Origin of the sequence: Brevundimonas sp. (genome assembly GCF_032107865.1) — a bacterium.
Lineage (GTDB): Bacteria > Pseudomonadota > Alphaproteobacteria > Caulobacterales > Caulobacteraceae > Brevundimonas.
This window is the reverse complement of record NZ_DAMCNG010000105.1, coordinates 1-9,726: the sequence shown is the minus strand read 5'-3', so window position 1 is coordinate 9,726 and position 9,726 is coordinate 1. Positions and strand designations below refer to the sequence as shown.

8 protein-coding genes are annotated in these 9,726 nt (G+C 67.3%); 4 read left to right on the top strand and 4 right to left on the bottom strand.

From position 1 onward, the window contains the following. The first annotated feature begins 5 nt into the window (after positions 1 to 5). Complete coding sequence (locus RT567_RS09990; protein WP_313576216.1) at positions 6 to 170, top strand: ATP-binding protein; 165 nt, start codon at positions 6 to 8, stop codon at positions 168 to 170. A 103-nt stretch (positions 171 to 273) separates the two neighbouring features. Further along, positions 274 to 786, top strand: coding sequence for a cell wall hydrolase (locus tag RT567_RS09985; protein WP_313576212.1), 513 nt, complete (start codon positions 274 to 276; stop codon positions 784 to 786). 282 nt (positions 787 to 1,068) lie between these two features. On the opposite strand, the gene RT567_RS09980 is transcribed toward RT567_RS09985, so the two are convergent. After that, positions 1,069 to 2,115, bottom strand: coding sequence for a ribonucleotide-diphosphate reductase subunit beta (locus tag RT567_RS09980; protein WP_087140422.1), 1,047 nt, complete (start codon positions 2,113 to 2,115; stop codon positions 1,069 to 1,071). 148 nt (positions 2,116 to 2,263) lie between these two features. Between RT567_RS09980 and RT567_RS09975 the strand changes: the two genes are divergently transcribed. After that, positions 2,264 to 2,920 (top strand): glutathione S-transferase family protein, encoded by a 657-nt coding sequence (locus RT567_RS09975; protein WP_313576210.1) that lies wholly within the window; start codon positions 2,264 to 2,266, stop codon positions 2,918 to 2,920. 13 nt (positions 2,921 to 2,933) lie between these two features. Here the strand turns inward: RT567_RS09975 and RT567_RS09970 are convergent, their stop codons facing one another. From RT567_RS09970 to RT567_RS09960, 3 genes are all read right to left on the bottom strand, one after another. Further along, positions 2,934 to 5,030 carry a response regulator gene (locus RT567_RS09970; protein ID WP_313576208.1) on the bottom strand — a complete coding sequence of 699 codons (2,097 nt, stop codon included), beginning with the start codon at positions 5,028 to 5,030 and terminating at the stop codon, positions 2,934 to 2,936. Positions 5,031 to 5,122: 92 nt separating this feature from the next. Beyond that, the gene (locus RT567_RS09965) at positions 5,123 to 6,442 is read right to left on the bottom strand and encodes an acetyl-CoA hydrolase/transferase C-terminal domain-containing protein (RefSeq protein WP_313576206.1); all 1,320 of its coding nucleotides are present in this window, start codon (positions 6,440 to 6,442) and stop codon (positions 5,123 to 5,125) included. Between the two features lie 123 nt (positions 6,443 to 6,565). Then, positions 6,566 to 7,303: a phosphatase PAP2 family protein gene (locus RT567_RS09960; protein ID WP_313576204.1), complete on the bottom strand. Its 738-nt coding sequence runs from the start codon at positions 7,301 to 7,303 to the stop codon at positions 6,566 to 6,568. 256 nt (positions 7,304 to 7,559) lie between these two features. Between RT567_RS09960 and RT567_RS09955 the strand changes: the two genes are divergently transcribed. Next, positions 7,560 to 9,443: a ribonucleoside-diphosphate reductase subunit alpha gene (locus RT567_RS09955; protein WP_409516164.1), complete on the top strand. Its 1,884-nt coding sequence runs from the start codon at positions 7,560 to 7,562 to the stop codon at positions 9,441 to 9,443. Positions 9,444 to 9,726 lie beyond the last annotated feature (283 nt).

Here is a 9,726-nt window from a genome sequence, read left to right as displayed (position 1 = left end):
CGCGCCTGGCCGATCGCCTGTTCGAGCCCTTCGTCAGCGGCGGCGGGGCCGACGGCACGGGCCTGGGCCTGACCATTTCGCGCGAGTTGGCGGCCAACCACGGCGGCGCCCTGACCCTGCTGGACACCGGGCCGCAGGGCACGCGCTTCGAGCTTCTGCTGCCGCTGTAGGCCCTTGGGCGGCAGCCTTACGCCGCGCCAGACGTTGTTTCCTTTGGAAGCCGAAAGCGCCAAGCTTGCGGTCTTTCGTATCCTCCCCTGCAAGGAGAGCCCCATGATCCGCCCCCTGTCCTCGCAAACCCAGCTCTCGCGCCCCCTGGCGGCGCTGATGCTGACCACGACCCTGGCCGTCTCGCTGACGGTCGGCTCCGCCTACGCCCAGAGCCAAACCCGTCCGCAACCGGCGCCGAAAGATCCCGTCGCCGAAATGCTGCTGTCCAAGGGCGAGCGCTATCATCGCGCGCCGGATTCGGCTCAAGACCCCGACGAGCTGCGCCAGACCCAGGCCCTGAACGCCGAGATCGTGGCCCAGAACGACCTGGCCGAAAACGAGGACCGCGCCAATCAGTCCACCCAGGCCGAGGCCCAGCGCCGCTGGCAGGCCGAGGTGGATCAGACCGAGGCCCAGGCGCGCGCCGATCGCGAACGTCACGAGGCGGACCTGCGCGCCGCCGACGAGGCCCAGGCCCGCTATGAGCGCGACATGGCCGACTGGCGCGCCACGGCCGCCGCCTGCCAGCGCGGCGACACGGCGCGTTGCAACGCGGGCCGCAACACGCCGAACTGAGGCTTCTGACAAGGAAAGGGCGGACGTCACGGCGGGGGTGTCGGCGACGCCGCTTCCAATCCCGCTCATCCCCGCGGACGCCGGGACCCAGTGAGTGAGCAAGCAAAGGTTTGGCCGTTGAGCCGCGCGCTTTGAAGCCAAAGCACTGGGTCCCGGCGTCCGCCGGGATGAGCGGAACTCAAATATCTGCGCGCCCAAACTCAGGGGTTGGTGATCCAAAAAACAAAGGGCGCCGCCGACCTGCGTCGGGGCGCCCTTTTTCTCGCCTGCCGCTGGGCCGGATCAGGCCTCGGCGGATTCCGTGCGGCGCTTCATCATATTGTCGAAGCTGTCCCAGACGCCGTCGGCGCCGTGCCAAGCGCCCTGCGTCGCCGCCTTGGAGTATTCGGTGGCGCGCGCCTCGAAGAAGTTGGCGTGCTCCACGCCCGACAGCAGGGCCTGCAGCCACGGCAGCGGGTTTTCCGTCACGCCATAGACTTCCGGCAGGTGCAGCTGGCGCAGGCGCCAGTCGGCGATGAAGCGGATGTAGGCCTTGATGTCGTCCGGCGTCATGCCGTTCACCGGGCCCATTTCGAAGGCCAGGTCGATGAACTTGTCCTCCATCTCGATCACCGTCTTGCAGCAGTCGACGATGTCGTCGGCCACGGCCTTGGTGACGGCGCCCGTCTCCTTGTTGAAGGCGTGGTACAGCTTGATGATGCCTTCGCAGTGCAGGCTTTCGTCGCGCACCGACCACGACACGATCTGACCCATGCCCTTCATCTTGGACTGGCGCGGGAAGTTCATCAGCATGGCGAAGCTGGCGAACAGTTGCAGCCCTTCCGAGAAGCCGCCGAACATGGCCAGGGTGCGGCAGATGTCGGCGTCGGTATCGACTCCGAACTGACCCATGAAGTCATGCTTGTCGCGCATGGCCTCGTATTCCATGAAGGCGCCGAACTCGCTCTCGGGCATGCCGATGGTCTCGAGCAGCAGGGCGTAGGCCGCGATATGGATGGTCTCCATATTGGCGAAGGAGGCCAGCATCATCTTCACTTCGGTCGGTTTGAACACCCGGCCGTAGCGCTCCATGTAGTTGTCCTGGACCTCGATGTCAGCTTGGGTGAAGAAGCGGAAGATCTGCGTCAGCAGATTGCGCTCGCTGTCAGTCAGGTTGGCGGCCCAGTCCTTCACGTCCTCGCCCATCGGGACTTCCTCGGGCATCCAGTGGACCTGCTGCTGTTTCTTCCACATGTCAAAGGCCCACGGGTAGCGGAAGGGCTTGTAGGCGGCCGAAGGGGTCAGCAGGCCGGGCGTGCCGGGACGAATGATCGTGGCGGGAGCGTTCATCGAAGAAGACCTGAGGCGAATCCGGAGAAGGTGCGTTCACCATGCGTCCACCGACGCGCGGGGACAAGGGAAGATGCGCATATCTAGCGATCACTTTTCACCCGACCGCTAGATATGGTGTTTCGATGACAGGAAACTGGGGAGGAAGATGGGGATGGTTTTCACGCTTTACGGCGCAGCCGGCTCGGGCTCGACCCCGGTCGAGGCGACGCTGCGGCTGATCGGACTGGACTATCATATGGTCGAGGCTCCGACCTGGGAGGGCGAGGCCGAGCGGGACAAGGTGGCGCGGGTCAATCCGATGCGCCAGGTGCCGGCCCTGGTCACGCCGGGCGGCGAGGTGATCACCGAAAGCGCCGCCATCCTGATCTGGCTGGCCGATTCCCACCCGCAGGCGCGGCTGTCGCCCGCGCTGGACGATCCGCGCCGGGCGCAGTTCCTGCGCTGGATGAGCTTCATCCCCGCCGCCGTCTATTCGATGTTCTGGGTGCGCGACGAACCCTCCCGTCTCGGCGGCGACAATCCTCAGGCCCAGGCCGAGATCCAGCGACGCACCGTCGAGCGCATCGCCGACTGCTGGCGGATGATGGACGCGCAGATCACGCCCGACCGCTTCTTGCTGGGAGAAGAGATGACGGTGCTGGACCTCTACGTCGCCGTCGCCAGCCGCTGGACGCCGCAGCGTCGCCGCTTCTACGCCGAGGCGCCGAGCATGGCCGAGGTCGTGCGACGCGTCGACGCCCTGCCCGCGCTTCAGGCGTTCTGGGCCGAGCGGTTTCCCTTCGACGAGGGCTGGGAGGGCTAGGCGGCCAGATGAGCTAGGCGGCCAGGCGCGCGTGCGCCGCACGGAACGCCTGGTCCACGGCGGCGTAGAGCCGTTCATGGGTGATCGGCTTGGCCAGATGGCCATCCATCCCCGCACCGAGACAGCGCACGGCGTCCTCAGGCATGGCGTCAGCCGTCACCGCCAGCACCGCCGCCAGCGACGAAGCCGAACCGCCGCTGCGGATCATCTGCGTCGCCTCCAGCCCGTTCAGGCGCGGCATTCGCACGTCCATGAGAATCAGGTCGAACGCCTCGGCAGAGGCCTGTTCGACGGCCTGTAGCCCATCCGCCGCATCGACCACGCGGCATCCGGCCGCCTCCATCATGATCCGTAGCATCAGACGGTTGGTCGGATGATCGTCCACCACCAGAACGCGCGTGACCTGCCCGTCGGATGACGCAAGCGCCGCCGCCTCTGTCGCCCCGTCGCCCTCGCCCGCCCCTGCGCCCAAACGCACGGTCAGGATGAAGACCGAACCCTGATCAGACGTTTCACCCAGAACCACGTCTCCGCCCATGGCGCGGGCGTGTCGACGCGCGGCGGGCAGGCCCAGCCCCGCCCCCCCGTGCCGCCGGTTCAGGGAATCGTCGCCCAGTTGGAACAGGTCGAACAGCGCAGGCTCCAGCTCCGGCGCGATGCCTGGCCCCGTGTCCCGCACCGTCAGGGTCAGGCTTTCGGCGTCCAGTCGGGCTTCCAGCTCGATCCGGCCTCTCTCGGTGAACTTGACCGCATTGGACAGAAGATGCCTCACGGCCGAGGCCAGCCGACGCGGATCGCCCATGCGCAGGGCCATGTCCGGCGCGTCCAGCTTCAGCTCGAACGCCACCCCCTTGGCGCGAGCGGCGACCGCCGCCGGGGCGCAAAGGTCGCGGATCAGGCTTGTCGCATCAAAGGGCTCGACCTGCACCGCGTCATCCCCGGCCGAGGCGTCCAGAACATCCTCGACCAGTCGCCGCATCTCCTCCCCCGCCTGGCGAACGGCCTCCACGTAGATCTGAGCCCCCTCCGGCAGGTCGTCGCGCTGAGACAACAGGTCGGCGTAGCCGCTGACGCCGTTCAGCGGGGTGCGCATCTCATGGCTCATGACGGCCAGGAACCGCGCCTTGGCGGCGGCGGCAGCCTCTGCCCGGCGTCGCTGCTGCAGGGCCAGGGCGGTGCGGCGCGCCAGCCGCGCGACGCTGGCGCGGCGTTCCGCCATCAGGGCGCTGAGCGGCAGGGAGGTCAGGACCAACACCATCAGGAAGACATGGTACAGTGGCATCTGCCGCAACCGCAGGGGCAGGTGGGCCAGGGCCGCGACCTCAACCACCGGCGAGGCGGCGACGGGACCGTATCCCTCCAGCGTCAGAATGCAGCTGATCCCGACCGACACCAGGATCGTCGCGGCCATCCACGGCGGCGACAGACGATAGGCCGCCAGCATCAACGGCGGGAAAACCAGAAACAGCAGCGAACTGGGCTGGCTGAAGACCCAGACGACCATCGCCGCCGTCAGTCCGGCCAGGCCGAGCGCAAGCCAGGGTGCGGTCGCCTCGTCGCGGAACCGGCGAGCCCGCGCCAGGAACAGCAGATTGGGCGTGACGATCAACAGGCCCAGCGTCTCCATCATGAACAGATGCGTCCAGATGAAAGCCGTCAGTTCCGGCGCATAGCCACGCAGCCACGCCGCCACCAGGCAGGAGAGGGTGGTGGTCAGAAGCACCGCCGGCGCGACGGCGCCCAGGGCGAAATACAGGAAACGTCGCGGGCGCCGCAGGTCCAGCGCCGCGCCGCACAGTCGGCGCGCCAGCACGCCCGCGATCAAGACCTGGCCCAGATTCAGCAGAGGGTTCAGCCACACGAAGGGCTGGGAATCCCCTCTCAACACCGTGCTGACCAGGTTCAACCCGAAGCAGACCAGCAGGGTCGCCGCCGCCTTGCGTCGGGGGAGCAGCAGATAGGCCGCCAGAAGCACGCCGTTGGCGGGCCAGATGATCACGGCGCTGTAGGCCGCCGCGCTCCATTGGCCGATCAGCAGGCACAGAACGAACAGGACGACATAGGCCGTCGCCGGAGGGCCGGCCTCACGGCCGGCCGCATGACGAAACATCCGCCAGCGCGCCTGCATTGCTGTCTTCACCCTCCCCGGTTCGTCGCCAGCTTCTCCCGGAAGAAGTTAAGGAAATCTCCCCCGAAGCGCGTTCAGAGCAGCCCCATCGCCCTGGCGTCGCGCTCCAACCCCTCGCGGAACTCGGGCGCGGCCAGGCTGATCAGGGCGCGGGCGCGGGCGTCGTCGGTCAGTCCCTTCAGATTGACCGCCCCATGCTCGGTGACGACGTAGTGGATGTCGTTGCGCGGGGTCGTCGCCGGGCCGTCCAGCCGCGCCACGATGCGTGAGGCCGCGCCCTTGGCCGCCGTCGAGTGACAGGCGATGATCGACTTGCCGCCCTGCGACGCCGCCGCGCCGCGCACGAAGTCGAGCTGGCCGCCCGCCGCCGTATACTGTCGGCCGTTCAGATGCTCCGAACAGCAGGCGCCGAACAGATCGATCTGCAAGGTGGCGTTGACCGAGATCATCTTGGCGTTGCGGGCGATGACGGCCGGGTCGTTCACATAGTCGACCGGATAGGCCTCGAACGCCGGATTCTCGTGCAGGAACTCATAGGTCGATCGGTCGCCCATGGAGAAGGTGAAGACCGTCTTGCCGGGGTGCAGGGTCTTGCGGGCGTTGGTGGCCACGCCCGCCTTCATCAGTTCGACCAGGCCGGGCGTCAGCATTTCGGTGTGGACGCCCAGATCGCGATGATCGTGCAGGGCCGCGCACACCGCGTCCGGCAGGGCGCCGATGCCCATCTGCAGCGTCGCCCCGTCCTCGACCAGCCCGGCGATCAGGGCGCCGATGGCCAGATCCTGCGGCTGCTGCGGCGCCTTGCCCGCCTCCAGCAGGGGCGCCGAATGCTCGACCAGGGCCGCGACCTGGGAGACATGGACGCGGCAGTCGCCGAACACGCGCGGCATGTGCGGATTGACTTCAAGGATCACCCGCTCGGCCGTCTTCGACACGGCTAGGGCGTAGTCGGTGTTGGTCCCCAGGCTGAAATAGCCCTCGGCGTCCATCGGCGAGACCGTCGCCAGCAGGGTGTCGACGCCGATCTCGCGCGTCAGCACGCGCGGCGTCTGCTGAAAGCCGGTCGGCACGAACCAGACGGTGCGGCGACCCTCTTCGCGCCCGCGCGCCTCCAGCTTCCGCTCGATGGCGCCGTGGAACAGGCTGTGCGGGCGGATGCGGTCGGTCAGCTCGAAGCGCATCACCGTCTCGCCTGCAATGGCGGTGGACAGCAGGTAGTAGAGGTTGACGTCCCCCACCTGCCGCGCCTCGGCCCGGTCGGCCAGGGCCTTCAGCAAGGCGGGCGGCTGGCCGACGCCCAGGGCCATGGCGACCTTGGCGCCCGACGGGATCAAGGCGGCCGCCGCCGCGGGCGTCGTCAGGCGTTCGGCGTAGAGGGCGGCGAAATCGGTCACGGGGAAACTCCTGAAGCGTCGTCCTGAAGGGGCGTCCGTCGCTGCGCGGCGACGGCTTCTGGGACCACTATCCGACAGCCGCGCCCGGTCGCGGCGCTAGACCTTGGTCTAAAAGGCGGGAGCCTAGGGCGCGTCCTGCAGGGGCGCGTCGTGCAGGCGTTGGCGGCGCTCGGCGGCGTAGGCCACCAGCCACAGAGCCATCGACCAGGCGGCGCCCACGCTCCAGCCCGCGAACACGTCAGACGCCCAGTGCGCGCCCAGATAGATGCGCGTCAGCCCGATCAGCAGGGCGATCACCACCGCGCAGCCCAGGACATAGGCCTTCAGCCGTTTGCGCGGAAAGGCGCGCGTCAGCATGACGCCCAGGGTCAGGTAGAAGACGGTCGACAGCAGGGCGTGGCCCGAGGGGAAGCTGGCGTTCAGCGTCTCCACCGCCTGATAGATCTCGGGCGGCCGCTCACGCTCGAACAGGGCCTTCAGGCCTTCGCTCAAGGCCACCCCGCCCGCCAGACCGACCACCAGCATAAGCGCCGACAGCCGCTTGCCCATGATCAGCAGGAAGCCGATGGCGATGACGGCGAACAGCGTCAGCACCGATATGCCGCCGAGCGAGGTCAGGTCCGCCGCCGCCTCGTGCAGCCACCACGGCCCCCAAGGACGTCCCGGATCATCGGCGAAGGGCCGCACCGCCGCCAGCACCGCCTGGTCGAAGGCCTGACCGTCGGCCTCCTGGATGTCGTCCGCCACCTCGATGAAGATCAGCACCCCCAGGGCGACCACCAGCATCGCGGCCACAGCGGCGATCTCCGTGCGGGCGACGCGCAGGGCGCGAGTCAGGAAGGCGGTGGGATGCGGAGCCATGGGGCGCTAACGGCCAAGCTAGAGTCTCGTTCCCGCCGATTTTCCGAGCCCGCCGGGGCGTCATCACCGCCATTCCTACATCACAGCGGGATCGCAACGCCCGCCCCGTACTGACCCGCCGCCATGCAAGCGAAAAATCACACTTCGGAGACGATAAATTGGTTGGCGCCCCCGCCGCCTTAACACTAGATTTAGATAGTCGAGGTGTTATCCACACAACATCTGGCGTTATCCACATAGGCACTGGGGACTGACGATGGCAGGCGGCGAAGCGTTGCAGACGACGGAATTCTCTACGGTTTCCTCGGCTCCGCCCGAGACCAAGCCGGAGCTGACGGTGGTCAACGGCCTGACGCTGGACCGCACGCGCGACGCCCTACTGACCGAGTTCGGCAAGAAGACGCTGGAAGACCGCTACCTGCTGGCGGGCGAAAGCTATCAGGACATGTTCGCCCGCGTCGCCACGGCCTACGCCGACGACGCCGACCACGCCCAGCGCGTCTATGACTACATGTCCAAGCTGTGGTTCATGCCGGCGACGCCGGTGCTGTCGAACGGCGGCGCCGATCGCGGCCTGCCGATCTCCTGCTTCCTCAACTCGGTCAACGACAGCCTGGACGGCATCCAGAACGTCTGGAACGAGAACGTCTCCCTGGCCTCGAACGGCGGCGGTATCGGCACCTATTGGGGCGGCGTCCGTTCCATCGGCGAGAAGGTCAAGGGCGCGGGCCAGACCTCGGGCATCATCCCCTTCATCCGCGTGATGGATTCGCTGACCCTGGCGATCTCGCAGGGCTCGCTGCGTCGCGGCTCGGCCGCCGTCTACCTGGACATCCACCACCCGGAAATCGAAGAGTTCCTCGAGATCCGCAAGCCGTCGGGCGACTTCAACCGCCGCTCGCTGAACCTGCACCACGGCATCAACATCACCGACGCCTTCATGGAGGCGGTCCGCGACGGCAAGCCGTTCGACCTGCTCTCGCCCAAGAACGGCGAGGTCCGCAAAACCGTCGATGCCCGCAACCTGTGGACCAAGATCCTGGAAATCCGGATGCAGACGGGCGAGCCCTATCTGATCTTCTCGGACACGGTGAACCGGCAGATGCCGCAGCACCAGAAGGACCTGGGCCTGTCGGTCAAGCAGTCCAACCTGTGCTCGGAAATCATGCTGCACACGGGGCTGGACCATAAGGGCGTCGAGCGCACCGCCGTCTGCTGCCTGTCGTCGGTCAACGCCGAGACCTTCCTGGAATGGCGCGAAGAGCCCCACTTCATCGAGGACATCATGCGCTTCCTCGACAATGTGCTCGAGGACTTCATCACCCGCGCCCCGCCGTCGATGGCCGCCGCCGTCTATTCGGCCCAGCGCGAGCGTTCGGTGGGCCTGGGCCTGATGGGCTTCCACTCCTTCCTGCAGTCGCAGGGCGTGGCCTTTGAATCGGCCATGGCCAAGAGCTGGAACATGCGCCTGTTCAAGCACCTGCGCCGCGAGGCCGACAAGGCCAGCCGCACCCTGGCCGAGGAAAAGGGCCCCTGCCCCGACGCCGCCGATCGCGGCGTGATGGAGCGGTTCAGCCACAAGCTGGCCATCGCCCCGACCGCCTCGATCTCGATCATCTGCGGCGGCACGTCGGCGGGTATCGAGCCGATCCCGGCCAACATCTACACCCACAAGACCCTGTCGGGTTCGTTCGCCGTCAAGAACCCCTATCTGCAGGACCTGCTGGGCGAGAAGGGCATCGACACCGAAGCCGTCTGGTCCTCGATCCTCGAGAACGAAGGCTCGGTTCAGCACCTGGACGCCCTCAGCGACGATGAGAAGGCCATCTACAAGACCGCCTTCGAACTGGATCAGCGTTGGGTCATCGAACTGGCCGCCGACCGCACCGGCGACATCTGCCAGGCGCAGTCGCTGAACCTGTTCATCCCCGGCGACGTCAACAAGTGGGATCTGCACATGCTGCACTGGTCGGCGTGGGAGCGGGGCCTGAAGTCCCTGTATTATCTGCGCTCCAAGTCGGTGCAGCGCGCCGCCTTCGCCGGCGCCGAGGACAAGAAGGAAGAAGAGATCGATCCGAACCAGCCGGACCTCTTCTCGGCCGCCCCCACCGACTACGACGAGTGCCTGGCCTGCCAGTAAGGCGGCGCCCGACCTCCATCACCATCGCCTTTGAACCGCCCGGGGAACCCTCTCCGGGCGGTTTCGTTCGTCATAAACGAATGTGGCGTAAAAGAGTCCGTTGCGGTTCCCCAGCGTTCGTGCACAGTGGGAGCGTTAACGGATCGGGAGGCACCGTTGATGCGTCGGATGGCATGGGCAGGATGGATGATCGCGGCGGTCGCGCCGACGGCCGCCTTCGCCATGCCGCAGACCGTGGCGGAAGGCCCCATCGCCGCGCGTGGCGGCGACGCCGTCCGGTTCG

What these genes read in the sequence shown, in the direction of transcription:
- RT567_RS09985 (WP_313576212.1), top strand. Translation starts at nt 274, where the DNA reads ATGATCCGCCCCCTGTCCTCGCAAACCCAGCTCTCGCGCCCCCTGGCG.
- RT567_RS09980 (WP_087140422.1), bottom strand. Translation starts at nt 2,115, where the DNA reads ATGAACGCTCCCGCCACGATCATTCGTCCCGGCACGCCCGGCCTGCTG.
- RT567_RS09975 (WP_313576210.1), top strand. Translation starts at nt 2,264, where the DNA reads ATGGGGATGGTTTTCACGCTTTACGGCGCAGCCGGCTCGGGCTCGACC.
- RT567_RS09970 (WP_313576208.1), bottom strand. Translation starts at nt 5,030, where the DNA reads ATGTTTCGTCATGCGGCCGGCCGTGAGGCCGGCCCTCCGGCGACGGCC.
- RT567_RS09960 (WP_313576204.1), bottom strand. Translation starts at nt 7,303, where the DNA reads ATGGCTCCGCATCCCACCGCCTTCCTGACTCGCGCCCTGCGCGTCGCC.
- RT567_RS09955 (WP_409516164.1), top strand. Translation starts at nt 7,560, where the DNA reads ATGGCAGGCGGCGAAGCGTTGCAGACGACGGAATTCTCTACGGTTTCC.